The following is an 18,628-nucleotide window of genomic DNA, read 5'->3' as shown; positions in this document are numbered from 1 at the left end:
TTCGGAGGGAACAAACACATGCACCCGACCGAATCGCTTATTCGGCCGGGATTAGAGAGAAACTGCAAAAATCAGGTTACCTGTCCTTTCGGGCAGAAAACCCCTGTCAAAATACGCTAAATTCAACCGATGGTTGCTTAAATCGCCTGAATCAGATCCTTTCCATTGCGGGCATGACGGCGGGCAAGCTGTTGGGCGCGACCGCCGGGAACAAGACAGCGCGCCGCCTCTGCGGGGGTGTCGCGCAGCTCGGGAAACAGGGCCAGAATTTCGGCCCGGGCGGCGGGTCCGACCGCCTTCAGCGCCTGCGCGCCGGTATAAAGCGACTCGGTCTCGGCCCCGTTCGACAGCACGATCTCATGGGCGTCGAACAGGATATGGAAATAGGTGACCGTGTCTGCGGCGACCTGTTCGATCCCATTGATCGCCAAGAGTTGCTTGGCCGCGATCAGCACCTCGTGGCTGCCGAACATGCGCTGCGCGATATGCGAACGCACGAGAATACGGTGCTGCGGCGAAACCAGAAGATCCCGCGCCGGCACATTGGGCGCCAGCGCGCCGGCCGAAATGCGAATGGGTCGCAGATGCGGCGCCGTGACAAGGTCGATGCTGTCCAGATGACGCCGGCCGATCCAGCGGATCGGGCGCAACCCATGGTCGCGCGTCCGCACCAGATCGCCAACCTTAAGTTGTTCAACCGCGATATCGCCCTGACTCGTGGCGATCTGGGTGCCTTCGCAAAAGCAGGGAATGCCCAGTTCATGCAGCTTGGCGCGGGTCAGGTCGGCCGGATCGACGCCATGCAGGACCAGCGTTTCGCCATTGGGAAAGGTCAGCTGCGCCTGCGGATTGCCCCATTGGTCGATATAGGTGCCGACCGTGACATCGTTCAGGTCGATCGGATTGCCGTCTGCATCGTGCAACCCGCTGACATCCAACCGATCCATAGGCAGCGGGGTTCCCCATTGATCGGTGCCCGCCTCGATGGAAAAGGCGCGCACGGTATCCGCGCCAAAGCCGTCGCGCAGCACCAGAAGGTCGCTGCCATCGTCGACCCAGGCCGTGCCGCTGGAAAACAGGTCACCCGCCATCGAGATGAAATCATTGCCGGCGCCGCCATCGACGGTATCGGCACCCCAGCCGCCCTCGATCGAATCGCTGCCGGCGCTGCCGATGATGGAATCGTTGCCCCATGAGGTATAGGTGCGGAACCCGTTCACCCCGGCGGCCGAGCCATCGACCGTATCGCTGCCATTGCCGGTCAGAAAATTCTGGAACTCCTGAAAGTCCAGATGCCCGGTGGCCGCCCCGGTCGCATCGACCGTGCCGCTGCTCGAACTGTTCAGCACCATGCGCACGCCATTGCCCGCGCTGTCGGTCTGCCAGGCGTTCAGCGTGTTATAGCCCGAACCGCCGTAATAGACGTCCTGACCGACATTCCAGTCGATATTGCCTTCGCCCCAGCGGATGCCGTCGCCGCCATCGCCGCCATAGACGGTGTCATTGCCCGCCCCGGTTTCGACCAGATCATAGCCGTCGCCGCCATAGACCAGATCGTTGCCATCGCCGGTATGGATATAGTTCGACCCCGACCCTGCCAGAACGGTATCGTCGCCGGCGCCGGTAAAGACGCGGATGCCCTCGCCGCTGGTGGGGACGGCATTGGTGGCGTCGATCCGGTCGGCGCCGTCGCCGGTCGCGATGCGCTCGATCCCGTCGAAAGAAAGCGTATTGCCATAGGCATCCTCGGCCGTGCCGATGCCGGGCGTCGACAGGGTGACATCGAATCCGCCCGCCCCGGTGCCGCCATAGCCCAGGCTCAGCGTGTCGCCGCCCTGATTGGAATAGACGCTGGGGTTGTAGTTATCATCCCCCGAACCGCCGTGATATTCGTCATGCGCCCCGGTGGCCCCGGCATCCTCGCCCCAAAGCAGGACATCGGCCCCCGTATCGCCATTGACCACATCGCTGCCCGTGCCGCCGTCCAGCGTGTCACCGCCCGCGCCGCCATCGACCGTATCATTCCCGGCCCCTGCCTGGATCAGATCGGGGTCATTCGTGCCAATCAGCGGGTCATCGCCAGCGGTTCCGGGGATCGTCGCCATGATAGCCTCGAACTAAACTTGTTACGCTTGCGCGCAAAAACCTGCGCAAGTCCGCCACTGGAATCGGCGGGATACCGCTGATCTAACAAATTCAGGGGCTGAAAGTTCAGATGTTCTTTTAGACAGGTTTAACCATCGCGGGCCCCGGAAATGCCCGAAACTCTTGGTTAAAGCACCAGCCAGCCGGACCGCGCGGCGGTCAGATGCACCCGGTCGCCGGGCTGGGGCAGCACCTCGCCCGGCGCGTTGAACCGGTCCAGAACCACCTCGGTTGCACCCACCCGCGCGCGCAGCCGCTGGACCGAACCCAGGAATTCGACGCCGGTGATCTCGGCCGGGATGCCTTCATCCGCGATCCGCAGGCTTTCGGGCCGCGCGGCAAGCGTGACCCGGCCCGCCGGCAACGGACGTTCCAAAAGGATGCCGGCGCCCGCGATCCGGACATGGCCGGTGGCGGCATCGACCACCTCGGCCTCAAGGCGGTTCAGCGTGCCGACAAAGCCCGCGACGAAATCGGTGGCCGGGCTGTTATAGATGTCCGAGGGCGAGCCGGTCTGATCGGCGATGCCCTTGTGCATGACCACGATGCGGTCGGAAATCGACAGCGCCTCTTCCTGATCGTGGGTCACGAAGATGGTGGTGATGCCAAGCTGTTGCTGGATCTCGCGGATCTGGTTGCGCAGGCTGACGCGGATCTTGGCGTCCAGCGCCGAAAGCGGCTCGTCCAGCAACAACACGCGCGGGCGCGGCGCCAGCGCGCGCGCCAGCGCCACCCGCTGTTGCTGGCCGCCCGAAAGCTGCCAGGGATAGCGCCCGCCCAGATCGGGCAGGCCGATCAGTTCCAGCATCTCGGCCACGCGCGGACCACGTTCGGCCCGCGACACGCCCGCGACCTTAAGGCCAAAGCCCACGTTTTCGGCCACGGTCAGGTTGGGAAACAGGGCATAGGATTGAAACACCATGCCGATCTGACGTTGGTTCGGGCGCAGCCGGGTCACATCCTGTCCGTCGATGACGATCTGCCCCTCGCTCGGGGTTTCAAACCCCGCGACCATGCGCAGCACCGTGGTCTTGCCACAGCCCGACGGCCCAAGGAAGGAAACGAATTCCCCCTTTTCCACCGACAGGTTGAAGTCATGGACGACCTTGGTGGCGCCAAAGGATTTTTGCAGGTGGTCAAGAACAAGGAAGCTCATTTCGCGGTCTTTCTGACGCCCAGCAGGCGTGAAATCAGTTGCATCAGGCCCATGCAGCCCCAGGTGGCGGCAAAGGCGATGACGGCCAGCGCGGCGGGTTCATAGGCGCGGTTGGCGCCCAGAAGCTGCATATAGGGGCCAAAGGCCGGGCGGTTCAGCAGCGCCGCCATGGTGAATTCGCCGATGACGATGGCAAAGCTGAGAAACGCCCCCGACATCACCGCGCCCAGCACATTGGGCAGGATCAGCCGGCCGATGATCCTGATCCAGCCCGCACCAAGCGACTGCGCCGCCTCGGTCAGCGAGCGCACGTCCAGCGTCGACAGGCCCGTATCGACGGCGCGGTACATATAGGGCAGCGCCAGCGTCGCATAACCGCACAGAAGCAGCAGGTTGGTGCCCGAGGCCGAGCCGGTCAGCGGCAGCACCGACGAGGTATTGTAAAGCCGGATATAGCCAAAGACGACGACGATGGCCGGAATGACCAGCGGCAACAGGGTGATGAATTCGATCACCGGGCGCAGCCGCGGCAGGCGCAGCCGCACCCAATAGGCGGTCGGCACCACGATCAGCACACCCAGCACGATGGTCAAAAGCGCCATGACGATCGAATAGCCGAAAGTGTCGCGGAAATTCGGGTCCGCCAGCACCGAGCGATAGGCGTCCAGCGAATATTCCCCGCGCCGCATCCTGAGCGAGAATTCGACCGTGCCGATCAGCGGCAGCAGAAAATAAAGACCGCCCGCGACGATGGCGGCCCAGGACCAGATCCGTTTCATCGCATCCACCGTTCCGCACGGGTGCGCATGATGACATAGGCAAGGTTCGCCAGCCCCGTCACCAGGATCATCCCGAAGGCCATGGCATAGCCCAGATGCGGGTCCTGCAACACATCGCCCCGGATCTGCGCGAACAGCATGATCGGCACGATCGACAGCGACGATCCGGTCAGCGCATAGGCCGTCGCCACCGCGCCGAAGCTGTTGGCGAACAAAAGCGCGAAGGTCCCCAGAAGCGACGGGAACAGGATCGGCAGCGCCACCATGCGCCAGTATTGCCCGGTCGATGCGCCCAACACCTCGGCCGCCTCGCGCCATTCGCGTTTCAACCCCTCAAGCGCGGGGGTGATGATCAGGATCATCAGCGGGATCTGAAAGAACAGATAGGTCAGCGTCAGGCCCCAGAAGGACAAGAGATTAAAGCCCATCGCATAGATATTGATGCCGAACCATTGTTTCAGCAGCATGGTCACCAGCCCGACCCGGCCCAGCGTGGCGATGAATGCAAATGCCAGCGGCACCCCGGCAAAGTTCGAGGCGACCCCCGAAAACGTCATCAGCGGCGCCTTGATCCAGCCCGGCACGCCCCCCATCACCACCGCCGCCGCCATGGCGAAACCGATCAGACAGCCCATGACGGCCGAGGCCAGCGACACCTTGATCGAGATGACAAAGCTGTCCACGATCCGGGGCGAGGTCAGCCCGGCAAGGTTTTGCAGGGTGAATTGCCCCTCGGGGTTCTGAATCGCGCCGATGACGATATTCATCGTCGGCAGCATCAGGAACAACAGCGCAAAGGCGAAAAAGGGCACCACGCCCAGCCAGTTCCAGCCGATCTGCTTCATTCGCCCCCCACTGCGCGAATGGCCCCGCCGTATCGGGCGGGGCCGGTTCTTGTCTTATTCCTTGACCGCCGCGCCGACGACGCTGTCCCAGCCCTCGGTCACGACTTTCTTGTTGGCCTCTTGCTGCTCCAGCGTCGGGAAGATCGCCTTTTCATAGGCCTCGGCCGGGGGCAGCGCATCCAGCATCTCGGCCGGAACCTTGCCGTTCTTGACCAGATCGTTGAAGCGGATCGGGTGGCAATAGCCTTTCAGCCAGCCCAGCTGACCCTCGTCGGAATAAAGATATTCCATCCACAGTTTCGCGGCGTTCGGATGCGGTGCATAGGCCGAAATCGCCTGCACATAGACGCCCGCAACCACGCCGTCCGAGGGGATGATCACCTCGACCGGCGGGTTGCCGTTCAGCCCGTCGCGCCACGACAGCAGGTTATAGTCCCATGCGGTGACGATGGGCGTCGCGCCCTGGGCGATGGTTGCCGATTTGCCGATGACCGGGACAAAGTTGCCGGCCTTGTTCACCTCGGCCATCAGCTCCATGCCCTTCTGGCCGGAGGCCTCGCCCGCCTCGCCGCCATTGGCGATGCCGGCCGCCATGACCGAGATGATCGCCTGCGCCGAGGCGCGCGGATCGCCGGCCAGCGCGAAGGCATTGGCGAATTCGGGCTTGGTCAGATCCTTCCAGGTCTGGGGACCTTCCTCGATCAGGTCGGTGTTCACGCCGAATGCCATGACCCCGTAATAGTCGCCATACCAATAGCCTTCGGCATCCTTGGCGTCCTCGGGGATCGTGTCCCAGGTCGCGACCTTATAGGGCTGGATCAGCCCTTCGGATTTGGCCTGCGGACCAAAGGACAGACCGACATCGATCACGTCGGGCGCCTGCGGGCCCTTGTTGTCCTTGTTGGCGCGGATCGCCTCGAGCTCGTCGGCGGAACCGGCATCGGGGTTCAGCTCGTTGACCTGAATTTCTGGATATTTCTTCTTGAAGCCCTCGATCACGGCGCCATAGCCGCACCAGTCATGGGGCAGCGCGATGGTGGTCAGCATGCCTTCGGCCTTCGCAGCCTCTTCCAGCGCCGCGAGATCCTGCGCATGGGCAGCACCCGAGGCCGCCAGCGCGACCAGGGCGGCAAGGCCCGCAGCGGTCGATTGAATGGTCATTTCGTCAACTCCGTTCCAGAACGTGCCGCATGGCGGCTGGCTGCCACCTACCGGCGCCGAGTGACAGTGTTGCGACACATGTGACCACCACGCAAAGGTTTTTTTCTACCGCACCCATGGCGAAATAGACAGGCGGACGGACCCCGCGCGCGGCCGTCACGGAACAAGCGTCACGCCGACCTGCATGCTGCGCCCCCCGATCCGGTATTCCGCCCTGAGACGGTGGCCGGGCGTGGCGGGATGCGCCGATCCCAGCGCGCCCAGCGAAATCACCGAGCCGGGTTTCAGCTCATATCCGCCGCGCTGAACCAGCCACAACACCACATCCAGCGGATGTTCCATCAGCATGCCGCCATCGCCCGCATCCACCGACCGCCCGTCGACACGCAGATCCACCGTCAGCGCCGCCAGATCCGCGACCGGATCGTCCAGATCCGCGATGGGAATGCCGCGCCCCAACACCCCGCGCCAGGGCGTCACCCCATAGGCCGCCATCAACGCGGCGGTGGGCACGACCGTCTTTTGCAACGCCAGATCCGGCACCTCGATAAAGGGGCGGATATCCTTGAGCGCGGCGGCGACATCCTCGCGGGTGCGGGCCTGCATGATCGACGAATCGCCCACGGTGACCGCAAGATCCACCTCATAGAACGGATTGCGGCTGCCCTTCAGGCTGAGTCGCGCCCCGTCGGGCAGAAGCATCGGCGCAAACAGCGCGCCCGCGATCGGGGACTCGATGCCATAGCTTTCCTGCGCCGAACGCGAGGTAAAGGCGACCTTGACCCCCACGGCCGGGCCCAGCTCGGCCTCAAGCACGCTGCGAAAGGTGGCATAGGCGCAATCGGCATCCTGCATGTTCAACACCACCGGGTCGGGCAGGCGCTGGCCCGCGATCCAGCCCCGCGCGGCATTCTGCATCAGCGAAACATCGGGGCACGCCGCCAGCGCCGGCCCCGTCAGGCAAGCCAGGGTCATGCCGCAGACCAGAAACCTCATGCCGATGCCTTTCACTTCATTGTGCATTATGCGCCCCGAACGATGCCGCAATGCGCGGCGACTGTCACATGGATTCTGCCCCGGTTCCACCGCCTTGGACGGCCCCGGATGCGGCGCCCGTGTTTGCATCGCCCGCGCCATCCCCTAAGACAGGGGACGACACCGAATGACAAGGCCCGGCATGAGCGATCAACCCACCCCGATGATGGCGCAATACCTTGCGATCCGCGAGGCCAATCCCGGCGCATTGCTGTTCTATCGCATGGGCGATTTCTACGAGATGTTCTTTGACGACGCGGTCGCCGCATCCGCCGCGCTGGACATCGCGTTGACCAGACGCGGCACCCATCTGGGCGAACCGATCCCGATGTGCGGCGTCCCGGTCCATGCCGCCGAAAGCTATCTTCTGACGCTGATCCGCAAGGGCTTTCGCGTCGCCATCGCCGAGCAGATGGAGGACCCGGCCGAGGCGAAAAAGCGCGGCTCGAAATCCGTGGTCGCCCGGGACGTGGTGCGCCTTGTCACCCCCGGCACCCTGACCGAGGAATCGCTGCTCGAGGCGCGGCGGCACAATTTTCTGGCCAGTTTCGCCAATGTGCGCGACGAATCCGCGCTGGCCTGGGTCGATATCTCGACCGGGGAGTTCCGTGTCATGCCCTGCCCGCTTGCGCGTCTGGCGCCGGAACTGGCGCGCCACGCGCCGCGCGAATTGCTGGCGCCCGAAGGATCGCGTCTGGACGAGATCGCGCATGAGGCGGGCGCCGCGCTGACCGAATTGCCCGCCGGCAGTTTCGACAGCGGCGCCGCGACCCGGCGGCTGGGCGCGATGTTCGGGGTCGAAACGCTGGACGGGTTCGGCCATTTCAGCCGCGCCGAGCTGGCCGCGATGGGCGCCATCGCCGATTATCTGGACCTGACCCAGAAAGGCCGGATGCCCCTGATCCGTCCGCCCGTGCGCGAGGCATTGGGCGGCGCCATGCAGATCGACGCCGCCACCCGGCGCAACCTCGAACTGACGCAGGCGCTGTCGGGCGGGCGCGAAGGCTCGCTTCTGGCGGCCATCGACCGCACCGCGACCGCGGGCGGCGCGCGGCTGCTGGAACGCCGCATCGGCGCCCCCTCGCGCGATCTGGACGAAATTCATGCCCGGCAGGCGGCGGTGGCGCATCTGGTGGCCGCGCCGCGCCTGACCGCCGATCTGCGCGAGGCATTGTCGCGCGCACCCGACATGGACCGGGCGCTGTCGCGGCTGGCGCTTGAACGCGGGGGGCCGCGCGATCTGGCCGGGATCCGCGCCGGCCTGACCCAGGGCGCGGCCATCGCCGCCATGCTGGATTGCGGCGATGTGCGGGTGCTGGCGGATGCGGCGCGCGATCTGACCGGGCATGACGAGCTGATCGACCTTCTGGATCAGGCGCTGGTGGCCGAGCCGCCGCTTTTGACCCGCGATGGCGGCTTTACCGCGCCCGGCTATGACGACGATCTGGACGAGACCCGGCGCCTGCGCGACGAGGGGCGCGGCGTCATCGCCCGGATGCAGGCCGACTATATCGCCGAAACAGGCGTCACCAGCCTTAAGATCAAGCATAACAACGTGCTGGGCTATTTCATCGAGACGACATCGACCCATGCCGAACGGATGCTGGCCGCGCCGCTGAACGAACGCTTTATCCACCGCCAGACCACCGCCAACCAGATCCGCTTTACCACGATCGAGCTGAGCGAGCTGGAAACCCGGATCCTGAACGCCCGCGACCGCGCGCTGGAAATCGAACGCGAGATATTCGCCCGCCTGACCCGCGCCGTGCTGGACCGCGCCGGCCCCATCGGACAGGCCGCCCGGGCACTGGCCGAAATCGATCTGAGCGCCGGTTTCGCCGATCTCGCCTCGGGTCAGGGCTGGACGCGCCCAAAGGTCGATGCCAGCCGCGCCTTCGAGATCGAGGGCGGCCGCCATCCGGTCGTAGAACGTGCGCTCAAGCGCAAGGGCGAGGCGTTCGTGGCCAATGACTGCGCCCTGACCAGCGGCGAAACGCCGGCGATCTGGTTGCTGACCGGGCCGAACATGGCCGGTAAATCGACCTTTCTGCGCCAGAACGCACTGATCGCCATTCTGGCGCAGGCGGGCGGGTTCGTGCCCGCGACCCGCGCCCATATCGGCGTGGTGAGCCAGCTCTTCAGCCGCGTGGGCGCCGCCGACGATCTGGCGCGGGGCCGCTCGACCTTTATGGTCGAGATGGTCGAAACGGCCGCGATCCTGAACCAGGCCGACGACCACGCGCTGGTGATTCTGGATGAAATCGGACGCGGCACCGCGACCTGGGACGGGCTTTCCATCGCCTGGGCGGTGATGGAGCATCTGCATGCGACCAACCGCTGCCGGGCGCTGTTCGCCACCCATTACCACGAGATGACGGCTCTTTCCGCCCGCCTGCCCGGGGTCGAGAACGCCACCGTCACCGTGCGCGAATGGGAAGGCGAGGTGATCTTTTTGCACGAGGTCCGAAAGGGCGCCGCCGACCGTTCATATGGGGTGCAGGTGGCGCGGCTGGCCGGCCTGCCTTCGGCGGTGGTCGAACGCGCCCGCGACATCCTGCACCAATTGGAAAGCGGCGAGGATCAGGGCGCCGGCCGGCCCGCCGCCCTGCTGGATGATCTGCCGCTGTTTCGCGCCGCAGCCCCCATCCCCGCACCCGCCGCACCGGCCAAGACCGCCGCCTCGGCGGTCGAGGATAGGCTGCGCGGATTGAACCCCGATGCGATCAGCGCCCGCGAGGCGCTGAACCTGCTTTATGAGCTGCGCGAGATGCTGCCCGAAAGTCCGGCGGGATCAGCCCGCTGAGCACAGGGGTTCCGAGCTCTTGTCCCCGGTCGCCTCGGCCACGATCCGCAGGATGCGGTCCGTGGCCCTTTTGTCCAGCGTGACCCCCAAAAGCCCCTTTGAAATCGGCGGCACGCCCTCGGGGTTGGTGGCGCCCATGATATCGGCGAAAACCGCGTCATAGCGGCAGCCGGCGACATGGGCGGCGGAATGGAACACGCCCCAGCGATGCAGCTGGGTCTGGCGCGATCCGATTTCGATCACCAGCGTCTCGGGGCGGGCATAGGCCATATTGACCAGCCCCGCGCCATGCGGGGCGATGACGATATCGGCCGCCTGCATCGCCGCGATCTGTTCAAGCGGCGCAAGATGTTCGAAAATCACCGTCTCAAAGCCGCGCGCGGTCAGTTCCTCCAACAGCGCCTCGTGCCCGCCAATGCCGCGCGCGCGCGCATCGCCCGATTCGTCGCGCCCCATCCAGACCAGTTTCGGCATCCCCGCGACCATGGATTGTGGCACCCGGCGCAGGGCATGGTCGCGCAGCAGGCGCAGACAGCTGTCAAAGGAGGACATGCCGACGATGCGGCGATGGGTAATGTCATGGCGCGGCCGGCCCCAGCGGCCTTCGGTGATATTGGTGGCGGTCTGGCCGATCCGCTCATCGGCGACCTGATACAGGTAATGGCGATGCGAATAGACCGAGCGCACCTTTTTATAGCGCGTGGGCTTGTGCTGAATCCTGATCCGGTCGGCGAGCTGTGGAAAGATGGCGCCGATAAAGCCCATGATAAAGCCGCGCACATCCCCCGGCGGCAGGTGCAGATTGATCGGCCGGCCGCTGTCATCGCCGGAAAAATGCGCCAGCGCACCCAGCGATTCCTGGGTAAAGTGGTAATAGTTGAAGCCGTTCTTGACCTCGATGGCGATGTCGAGACTGTCGACCGGGTCCTTCCAGACCGGCAGGTTCGACGTCCCCCGGCGACGCGCACGCGCAAATGCGTCGGCCAGCCGGTCCTGACGGGCCTTGTCGCTGTTTTGCAGATCGTATTTGCGCCGCAGCCGGTCGCCCGAAGCCCCGTTCAGCAACGCGCGCTTGTCGATCAGCACGCCATCCTTGCAGAACTCGGCCTGTTCCATGACCACGGGGGTGGAATTGATCTCCATCACCTCGTCCATCAGACGGCGGTCGAAGTTCTGGATGGTTTCGCGCTGCATCGCGCGCATGGCTTCGTTTTCGCTGGCGGCAAAGCCGCGCACACGACCCCCTTGGGCGGGGCGCATCACCCAGCCCGGACGGGGCGGGACATAATGCAGTCCCGGGTGAAGTGTCGGCATATGAAACATTTCCATCGGCGGACGGCCGAAGTCGAATTTCATGGGCAAAAGCGTCCCTTGGCGCACCTTGCGGCACCCAAAATACGATGCCGCTTTCCTAGATTGTCACCTTCACGAAGCTGTCGCGCAGCGCCGTGGACCACGCCGCCGACATTGCCATGAATGCCGGGTCGCCGTCCATAATGCGGCGGCGCTGGCTGACGCGAAAGTCATCGCGTTCGATGACCGCCAAATCCAGCGGCATGCCCACCGAAAGGTTCGATCGCAGCGTCGAATCCATCGACAGAAGCACCGCCTTTTGGGCGTCGGCAAGGCTGGTTTCGGGGGTCACGACACGGTCCAAAATCGGTTTTCCGTATTTATGTTCACCGACTTGCAGGAAAGGCGTGTCATCGGTCGCCTCGATGAAATTGCCTTCGGGATAGATCAGGAACAGCCGCATATCGCCGCCCTTGCGCTGGCCCGCGACGATCATGCTGGCGCTGGCTTGCTGGTTCAGATCGCGACATTGTTCGGCGATATCTCGCCGGGTCCTGTTCAGATTTTCGCCGATGATCGTCGCCACACGCAACATTGAACTGGCATGCATGATCGAATTCTGTTCATCCGCGTCGGGATGTTCGATCGCCTCGTTCAGGCGGGCCAGCGTGGTCTGCGTCACCGACAGGCTGCCGGCGGTCATGATCACGATCACCCGCTCGCCGGGGTTCTCAAAGAAGAACATCTTCCGATAGGTCGAGATATTGTCCAGACCGGCATTGGTCCGGGTATCCGACAAGAGCACAAGGCCCGCATTCAGTTTCAGGCCGACGCAATAGGTCATGATCGTTCCGCAGCACAGATTTCCGAGCCGACAGATAGGGCCGCGCACCGCGCCGCGCAACGACGATATGGTTCTATTGCTCTTCCATCTCCTGGACTTGCAGGCGGACATCCATGCTTTCCGCGCCCGAACCGACCGTCAGGCCGCGCACCGGCGCCGCGTCCTGCGCGTCATAGCCCGATCCCAGCCGCACATAGCGGGCATCGGGGCAACAGGCATTGGCGGCGTCGAACCCGACCCAACCCAATGATCCGACATGGATTTCCGTCCATGCATGGGCTGCGTCATGGGGTTCGCCATCGGCGCTGGAATGCAGATAGCCCGAAACATAGCGCGCCGGCAGCCCATGCAGATGCGCACAGGCGATCAAGGCATGGGCATGGTCCTGACAGACCCCCTGCCCCAGGGCCAGGGCCTCGGCGGCGGTGGTCCCGGCCTCGGTCACGCCGGGCAGATAGGCAATTGCCCCAGAGACGGCCGCCGACAGCTTATGCGCCAGATCAAGCGCATCGTCCCCGGTGACCGAAGCCGCCAGTTCCCGCAGCCCGGCATCGGGTTTGGTCAGCGCCGTCGCCCGCAGATATACCAGCGGATTGACCCCTTCGCGATGGCCGCGCAGGACACCGGCGGTGTCGCGGGTCTCGATCTGGCCTTCGATGGCAACGGTGACCTCTTCGACCGGGCCGCGCACGGTCCAGCCCTCGATCCAGTCGCCGGCGCCGTCGCGGAATGCCGCGCCGCGCTGGCCGCCGCTGACCGAGATGGTCCAGTCGACGACCCGCTGCCCCTCAAAGACCGAAGGCGTCAGCCGCAGGCTTTGCACCAGCGATTGCACCGGCTGGTCATAGCGGTAGCTGGTCTGATGGGTGATCTTCAACCGCATCGCATATCCCCCTTACATCCGGCCGCTCAGGTAATCGTCATGCACCGCATCCGAGATGCTGCCCACCTCGTTGATGAACCAGGACAGGAATTCATGCAGCCCCTCGTCAAAGATCGCCTCGATGTCGCGGGCGACCAGCGCATCCAGCGTGGCATGGGCATGGGTCTTGGCGCTGCCCGGGACCTCGGCGCCGTAGCGCCGCGCCAGCCCGTCCAGATGCCAGACCGCCTCATAAAGCGAGGTCAGAAGCGAGCGCGGACTTTCCCCGTTCAGGATCAGGAAATCGGCCACCTTGCTCGCCGTGATGTCGCCGCCGTAAGCCCAGTGAAAGGCCCGGTGCGCCGACAGCGCCCGCAGGATCACCTGCCATTGGTAATTGTCGAGCCCTGAGCCGACGAATTCCACCCGCGGCAAGAGCACGAAATATTTCACGTCCAAAAGCCGCGCGGTCGCATCGGCCCGTTCCAGCGAATAGCCCAGATTGGTGAAATGCCAGCCATCGTTGCGCAGCTGCGTGGCATTGATCGCGCCGCGCACGGCCGAGCTGTGGCGGGTGGTGAAATCGGTCAGCTCGGCCGTATCCAGCTGGCCGCGCCGCTTGCGTTCGATCACCCGCAATTCCTGAAACGCGGAATTGAGCGCATCCCAGACCTGACTGGTCAGCGCGGTGCGCACGATGCGCCCGCCCTCGCGCGCCTGTTCGATGCAGGATGCGACCGAGGACGGGTTTTCATGGTCAAAGAACAGCCAGGATTCGATATTGTCCTGATTGATGGCGTCGCCATAGCGTTCGGAAAACGCAAGGCTCGCCCCCGAGGCGCGCAAAAGCGATTCCCATTCGTTGCGATAGCCCTCTTCGGTATTGGGCAAAAGCGTGATGCGCGCGCCCACATCCAGAAGGCGGGCGGCGGTTTCGGCGCGTTCCAGGTGGCGACCCATCCAGAACAGGTTCGAGGCGGTGCGGCTCAGCATGTCTGTCCCCTTTCCTTATTCCGTCAGCACCCAGGTGTCCTTGACGCCCCCGCCCTGCGACGAGTTCACGACAAGGCTGCCCTCGCGCAGCGCCACACGGGTCAGCCCCCCGGGCACCAGCTCGATCCGGTCGCCGCAAAGGCAATAGGGCCGCAGATCGACATGGCGCGGCGCGATCCCCGCATCGACGAATGTCGGACAAGTGGACAGGGCCAGCGTCGGCTGGGCGATGTAATTACCGGGATCGGCCTCGATCTTCTGGCGAAAGGTCTCGATTTCCTCGCGCGTGGATTTCGGGCCGACCAGCATGCCATAGCCGCCCGAACCATGGACCTCTTTGACCACCAGATCAGCAAGGTTGTCCATGACATAGCGGTAATCGTCATCCTTCCACAGGGTCCAGGTCTGGACGTTGTTCAGGATCGGCTCTTCGCCCAGATAAAAACGCACCATTTCCGGCACAAAGGTATAGATCGCCTTGTCATCGGCCACGCCCGCGCCCGGCGCCGAACAGATGGAGACCCCGCCCGAGCGATAGACATCCATCAGCCCCGGCACGCCCAGCATGGAATCGCGGCGGAAACACAAGGGGTCCAGGAACGGATCGTCGATGCGGCGATAGATGACGTCGACGCGCTTGGGCCCCTGGGTGGTGCGCATATAGACAAAGCCCTTGTCGACGAACAGATCGCTGCCCTCGACCAGCTCGACCCCCATCAGGTTGGCCAGAAAGCTGTGCTCGTAATAGGCACTGTTGTAATGCCCGGGCGTCAGGATGACGACCGTCGGCGTCCCCTCGCATTTCGCCGGCGCGACCGAGGCCAGCGTGCGGCGCAGCAGTTCGGGATATTGGTCCACCGGCTCGATGCGGCTGTTGCGGAACAGGGCCGGGAACATGCGCATCATGATTTCGCGGTTTTCCAGCATATAGCTGACGCCGGAAGGGGTGCGGCAATTGTCTTCGAGCACATAGAATTCGTCGCGGCCGGTGCGCACGATGTCGATGCCGACGATATGGGAATAGACCCCGCGCGGCGGCACGAAACCGACCACGGCCTTTTCATAAGCCTCGTTCTGATAGACCAGCCGGGCCGGGATGCGGCCGGCGCGCACGATTTCGCCGCGGCCATAGACGTCGCGCAGGAACGCGTTCAGCGCGCGCGCGCGCTGTTTGATGCCGCGTTCCAGCTTGCGCCATTCGCTTTGCAGAAACACCCGGGGCATCATGTCGAACGGGATCAGCCGGTCCGGGTCGCCCCCTTCGCCATAGACGGCAAAGGTGATGCCGATGCGCCGGAACAGGGCCTCGGCCTCGGCCTGTTTCATCTGCCGGATCTCGTCCGGCATCGTTTCAACCCAATCGGACAACAGCGCATAGGGTTCCCGGACCCGGCCGCCATCCAGCATCTCGTTATAATAAGTTGTCATCACTGGCACCCTCAGCTCTGCCCATGATCTTCGCATCTGGGTCGGCGCTGTCCACCGATCAGGCCGATTGAGGCCGGAACAAGGCCGCGCATCCCCGCGAAGGGCTTTGGAAGTGCCTAAAAAACGTGCAGAACATGGCCCGGACGCCGCTTTCCCGGATCGCCCGCCCGCGCAGCAAAAAGGGTGCCGCGAGAATCACGGCACCCCCGAATGCATGACCGGCCGGCCGACGGCCAGACCGTCAGATGATCACCAGATCGTCCTGAAGGCTGGCGATATCGGTGACGCCGTTCAGCGTCAGCCGGTGCCCGTTGCCAAAGTCGATCACGGTATTGCCCCCCGACACGGCCGCCCGCGCAAGCACCGCATCCACGGTCAGGGTGCTGCCGAGATAGCGGTCGTCGATGCGGATGGTGTCGATGTCATTGCGGAAATCGCCGATCACGTCGCTGCCGGCATTGAACAGGAACACGTCCTCGCCGCCGCCGCCGACCAGCGTGTCATCGCCGCCATTGCCGCTAAGCAGGTTCGCGGCCTGATTGCCGACGATGCGGTTGTTCCAGCCATTGCCATAGCCATGCTGGGGACCGCTGCCGTTCATCACCAGATTCTCGACCCGCGCCATGAGCGCCACCGACAGCGCGGTATAGACCGTATCGACGCCGCCGCCGACATCCTCGATGATGCGGTCCTGACCGTCATAGACGTAATAGTCGTTGCCTGTGCCGCCGCGCAGCACGTCATTGCCGCCGCCACCGACCAGCCAGTCATTGCCGACATTGCCCAAAAGCGTGTCATTGCCGGCCTGACCGTTCAGCGTGTCATTGCCGCCGATGCCGTTCAGGACGTTGGCCCCGGCATTGCCGATCAGGCGGTTGTCGGAACCGTTGCCATACCCCTCGAGCGCCGAGCTGAGTTGCAGATAGAGGTTCTCGATATAGGCGCCCAGCCGCAGCGACACGGTGCTTTGCACGATGTCGAGGCCGCCGGTCGCGGTCTCGGCGATGGTATCCAGCGCGTCGCGGACGATGTAATAGTCGTTGCCCGCACCGCCATGCAGCACATCGCGCCCGCCATCCCCGGCCAGCGTGTCATTGCCGTTTCCGCCGTGCAGCGTGTCGTCGCCCGCAGCGCCCCGCAGCGTGTCATTGCCGTCAAGCGCGACCAGCACATTGCCCAGCCCGTTGCCGGCCAGGAGGTTGTTCGCGCCATTGCCGCGCGCGGTCACCGCCGTGCCGCCGGTCAGCACGATGTTTTCGATATTCGCGCCCAGCACATAGGAAAAGCCGACCTGCACCGTGTCCGAACCGCCATTCGCGGTCTCGGTGATCCGGTCGGTGGCGTCGATGACATAGGTGTCGTTGCCGGCGCCCCCGATCAGCACATCCGCGCCTGCCTGACCGTTCAGCGTGTCATTGCCGCCCAGACCATAGATCGTATCCTGCCCGACGCCCCCCGCGATCAGGTTGCCGGCCCAGTTGCCCGACAGGAAATCGTTGCCGCGCCCGCCCCAAAGCTGTTCGATCACCGTGCCTTCGGCGATCTGGATATTACCGATCAGCCCATAGGCATTCGAAGGCTGCCCCGGCGTCAGCCAGATCCGCTGATCCGTGGTGTCCGTGCGCAGGTCGAGCGTGTCGAAACCGCCCTGATCAAAGATGGTAAAGGCGATGTCGTCGCGGGTCGTGCCGTTGCGCAGCAGGTTGGCGATGATGTTATAGCCGGCGCCGGCATTGGTGGTTTCGCCATAGGTGTTGCTGCCGGTACGGATCGCACCCGTGCCGTAAAGCGTCTGCATCGCCAGGATATCCGCCGGCATCGCCCCCATCACCAGCGCATAGCTGGCATCGACGATGGTGTTGTCGGTCTGGTTGAAATAGGACATCACCGAGGCCTGCCAGCTGTCATTGCCATAGGTGTTGTCGATGCCATAGGTGGCCGAGCCGTTGTAATTGCCGGCATGCCCCAGACCCAGCGCGTGGCCGATCTCGTGGATATAGGTCTGATAGGAATAGGTGTTGTAGCCGGTTCCATAAGAGGTCAGCCAGTCGGTGCTGACATTGACGAATGACTGGATGATGGTTTCGCCCGCCACCTGCGATGTCGAATAGGCCCCCTCCTGACTGTCGTCAAAGAGGATGTCGATGCCGGCATTGGCGCCGGGATTGCGGTTGAAGGTGATGCCCAGCACCGATTCCCAGACCGACAGCGCCGAATTGGCCAGCGCCCGCCCCTCGGCGGTCAGCCCCGACAGATCCACGTTCAGCGTTCCGCCCTGGCTGACATCAAAGGCCCGGCGGCCGCCGCCGGCATAGTCCCAGAAACCATCGGTCAGCTGTTCGGCGATCTCGGCGGTGGTCAGCACGTCGTCGGGGGAATTGCTCTCTTCGACCGACAGGGCATAACCGCCAGAGCCGGACGAATTATAGCTGTCCGCGACAAGGTAATAGGTGCCGGCCGTGGTCACGCTCAGCGTCACCAGCGAGTTCAGGCCGTTGCCGCCGTCATCATTGAACGAGACCTGGTTGCCCGAGGCATCCATCACCCGCAACAGCGGGTCCGACAGCGGCGTCCCGCCCCGGCTGTCCAGCGAGATGAGATAGACCCCCGGCTGAAGATTGACCCGCACCCAGTCGACATCGCCGGTCCCGTCAAGCGCGCCATTGAAGCTGTCGCCCGGGTTCATGGTATAGGTGGTTGCGCGCGATGCGGCCGCATCCCCGCTTTCCACACGCACCGCCTGAACGGCCGGGATGTCACCGCCGGCAGGGCCGGCATCAAAGGCAAGAGGTTCTGGGCGAAGGGTCATCAAAGGCTCCTCATTACGGGTTGTGCGTCGGGGCCGGCAATCCAGCCCGAAGCAACAGGGTCCTGGCAAAATCGTCGATCTGTCTGTCCGGGATCGTGTCGCGATCCACGACCATAAGCTGCATATCCTCGCCGGGGGTGCGGGTTCCGTCCCGCTCGACCGTCAGCCGGGCGTTCAGCACGGTGGCGCGCGGGCTCTCGGCATCCAGGATCAGGCGCAGGGGCGCGGTCTGGCCGCTCTGGTCCAGCGCATATCCGCGTTGACGCAATGCCGTTTCAAGCGCGCCACAAAGCTGCGCGGTGGCCGGCGCCGGCGATTGCGGACAGATCAGCGCGACCGCCGTCCCCGCCGTGGCCTTTCCGCCCCCGTCCACGCCGCATGCCGCAAGAAACAGGACAGGCAGGGCAAGCAGGCGCATCTGAATATTTTCCGGCCAAAGTGATGAAATCTGCAGGGGACCATAGCTTTCCCGGAA

14 protein-coding genes are annotated in these 18,628 nt (G+C 64.3%); 1 reads left to right on the top strand and 13 read right to left on the bottom strand.

The features are described from left to right. Nucleotides 1-137: 137 nt before the first annotated feature. From ACFOMH_RS10525 to ACFOMH_RS10500, 6 genes are all read right to left on the bottom strand, one after another. Nucleotides 138-2,105, bottom strand: coding sequence for a Hint domain-containing protein (locus ACFOMH_RS10525; protein ID WP_377744358.1), 1,968 nt, complete (start codon nucleotides 2,103-2,105; stop codon nucleotides 138-140). Between the two features lie 167 nt (nucleotides 2,106-2,272). Continuing rightward, nucleotides 2,273-3,301, bottom strand: coding sequence for an ABC transporter ATP-binding protein (locus ACFOMH_RS10520; protein WP_377744356.1), 1,029 nt, complete (start codon nucleotides 3,299-3,301; stop codon nucleotides 2,273-2,275). Continuing rightward, entirely contained in the window at nucleotides 3,298-4,080 is a 783-nt protein-coding gene (locus ACFOMH_RS10515) for an ABC transporter permease (protein WP_377744354.1), read from the bottom strand. The genes ACFOMH_RS10520 and ACFOMH_RS10515 overlap by 4 nt, the downstream gene beginning before the upstream one ends. Next, nucleotides 4,077-4,925: an ABC transporter permease gene (locus ACFOMH_RS10510; protein ID WP_377744352.1), complete on the bottom strand. Its 849-nt coding sequence runs from the start codon at nucleotides 4,923-4,925 to the stop codon at nucleotides 4,077-4,079. Before ACFOMH_RS10510 ends, ACFOMH_RS10515 begins: the two co-directional genes overlap by 4 nt. A 54-nt stretch (nucleotides 4,926-4,979) precedes the next feature. Further along, nucleotides 4,980-6,086, bottom strand: coding sequence for an ABC transporter substrate-binding protein (locus ACFOMH_RS10505; protein WP_374423942.1), 1,107 nt, complete (start codon nucleotides 6,084-6,086; stop codon nucleotides 4,980-4,982). 156 nt (nucleotides 6,087-6,242) lie between these two features. Then, nucleotides 6,243-7,082: a 2-keto-4-pentenoate hydratase gene (locus tag ACFOMH_RS10500; protein ID WP_374423940.1), complete on the bottom strand. Its 840-nt coding sequence runs from the start codon at nucleotides 7,080-7,082 to the stop codon at nucleotides 6,243-6,245. A gap of 181 nt (nucleotides 7,083-7,263) precedes the next feature. Between ACFOMH_RS10500 and mutS the strand changes: the two genes are divergently transcribed. After that, nucleotides 7,264-9,924, top strand: a complete 2,661-nt coding sequence (mutS, locus tag ACFOMH_RS10495; protein WP_377744349.1) for a DNA mismatch repair protein MutS — start codon at nucleotides 7,264-7,266, stop codon at nucleotides 9,922-9,924. Here the strand turns inward: mutS and ACFOMH_RS10490 are convergent. From ACFOMH_RS10490 to ACFOMH_RS10460, 7 genes are all read right to left on the bottom strand, one after another. Continuing rightward, the gene (locus ACFOMH_RS10490; protein ID WP_377744347.1) at nucleotides 9,913-11,238 is read right to left on the bottom strand and encodes a glycosyltransferase 61 family protein; all 1,326 of its coding nucleotides are present in this window, start codon (nucleotides 11,236-11,238) and stop codon (nucleotides 9,913-9,915) included. The two genes, mutS and ACFOMH_RS10490, sit on opposite strands and share 12 nt — an antisense overlap. A gap of 97 nt (nucleotides 11,239-11,335) precedes the next feature. Next, the gene (locus ACFOMH_RS10485) at nucleotides 11,336-12,061 is read right to left on the bottom strand and encodes a proteasome-type protease (RefSeq protein ID WP_374423935.1); all 726 of its coding nucleotides are present in this window, start codon (nucleotides 12,059-12,061) and stop codon (nucleotides 11,336-11,338) included. 73 nt (nucleotides 12,062-12,134) lie between these two features. Further along, the gene (locus ACFOMH_RS10480) at nucleotides 12,135-12,944 is read right to left on the bottom strand and encodes a transglutaminase family protein (RefSeq protein ID WP_374423933.1); all 810 of its coding nucleotides are present in this window, start codon (nucleotides 12,942-12,944) and stop codon (nucleotides 12,135-12,137) included. A gap of 12 nt (nucleotides 12,945-12,956) precedes the next feature. After that, nucleotides 12,957-13,916 carry an alpha-E domain-containing protein gene (locus tag ACFOMH_RS10475; RefSeq protein ID WP_377744344.1) on the bottom strand — a complete coding sequence of 320 codons (960 nt, stop codon included), beginning with the start codon at nucleotides 13,914-13,916 and terminating at the stop codon, nucleotides 12,957-12,959. A 15-nt stretch (nucleotides 13,917-13,931) separates the two neighbouring features. After that, on the bottom strand, nucleotides 13,932-15,344 hold the full coding sequence (locus ACFOMH_RS10470; protein ID WP_377744342.1) for a circularly permuted type 2 ATP-grasp protein: 1,413 nt from the start codon (nucleotides 15,342-15,344) through the stop codon (nucleotides 13,932-13,934). 241 nt (nucleotides 15,345-15,585) lie between these two features. Further along, the gene (locus ACFOMH_RS10465; RefSeq protein WP_377744340.1) at nucleotides 15,586-18,153 is read right to left on the bottom strand and encodes a M10 family metallopeptidase; all 2,568 of its coding nucleotides are present in this window, start codon (nucleotides 18,151-18,153) and stop codon (nucleotides 15,586-15,588) included. Nucleotides 18,154-18,166: 13 nt separating this feature from the next. Further along, nucleotides 18,167-18,571: a hypothetical protein gene (locus ACFOMH_RS10460; protein ID WP_374423926.1), complete on the bottom strand. Its 405-nt coding sequence runs from the start codon at nucleotides 18,569-18,571 to the stop codon at nucleotides 18,167-18,169. Between the last annotated feature and the right edge of the window lie 57 nt (nucleotides 18,572-18,628).

The organism is Paracoccus mangrovi (assembly GCF_042648425.1).
In the GTDB taxonomy this organism is placed as follows: Bacteria; Pseudomonadota; Alphaproteobacteria; order Rhodobacterales; family Rhodobacteraceae; genus Paracoccus; species Paracoccus mangrovi.
Note: the sequence above shows the minus strand (reverse complement) of the source record. Positions and strands in the feature narration are given on the sequence as shown.

What these genes read in the sequence shown, in the direction of transcription:
- ACFOMH_RS10525 (WP_377744358.1), bottom strand. Translation starts at nt 2,105, where the DNA reads ATGGCGACGATCCCCGGAACCGCTGGCGATGACCCGCTGATTGGCACG.
- ACFOMH_RS10520 (WP_377744356.1), bottom strand. Translation starts at nt 3,301, where the DNA reads ATGAGCTTCCTTGTTCTTGACCACCTGCAAAAATCCTTTGGCGCCACC.
- ACFOMH_RS10515 (WP_377744354.1), bottom strand. Translation starts at nt 4,080, where the DNA reads ATGAAACGGATCTGGTCCTGGGCCGCCATCGTCGCGGGCGGTCTTTAT.
- ACFOMH_RS10510 (WP_377744352.1), bottom strand. Translation starts at nt 4,925, where the DNA reads ATGAAGCAGATCGGCTGGAACTGGCTGGGCGTGGTGCCCTTTTTCGCC.
- ACFOMH_RS10505 (WP_374423942.1), bottom strand. Translation starts at nt 6,086, where the DNA reads ATGACCATTCAATCGACCGCTGCGGGCCTTGCCGCCCTGGTCGCGCTG.
- ACFOMH_RS10500 (WP_374423940.1), bottom strand. Translation starts at nt 7,082, where the DNA reads ATGAGGTTTCTGGTCTGCGGCATGACCCTGGCTTGCCTGACGGGGCCG.
- mutS (WP_377744349.1), top strand. Translation starts at nt 7,264, where the DNA reads ATGAGCGATCAACCCACCCCGATGATGGCGCAATACCTTGCGATCCGC.
- ACFOMH_RS10490 (WP_377744347.1), bottom strand. Translation starts at nt 11,238, where the DNA reads ATGCCGACACTTCACCCGGGACTGCATTATGTCCCGCCCCGTCCGGGC.
- ACFOMH_RS10485 (WP_374423935.1), bottom strand. Translation starts at nt 12,061, where the DNA reads ATGACCTATTGCGTCGGCCTGAAACTGAATGCGGGCCTTGTGCTCTTG.
- ACFOMH_RS10480 (WP_374423933.1), bottom strand. Translation starts at nt 12,944, where the DNA reads ATGCGGTTGAAGATCACCCATCAGACCAGCTACCGCTATGACCAGCCG.
- ACFOMH_RS10475 (WP_377744344.1), bottom strand. Translation starts at nt 13,916, where the DNA reads ATGCTGAGCCGCACCGCCTCGAACCTGTTCTGGATGGGTCGCCACCTG.
- ACFOMH_RS10470 (WP_377744342.1), bottom strand. Translation starts at nt 15,344, where the DNA reads ATGACAACTTATTATAACGAGATGCTGGATGGCGGCCGGGTCCGGGAA.
- ACFOMH_RS10465 (WP_377744340.1), bottom strand. Translation starts at nt 18,153, where the DNA reads ATGACCCTTCGCCCAGAACCTCTTGCCTTTGATGCCGGCCCTGCCGGC.
- ACFOMH_RS10460 (WP_374423926.1), bottom strand. Translation starts at nt 18,571, where the DNA reads ATGCGCCTGCTTGCCCTGCCTGTCCTGTTTCTTGCGGCATGCGGCGTG.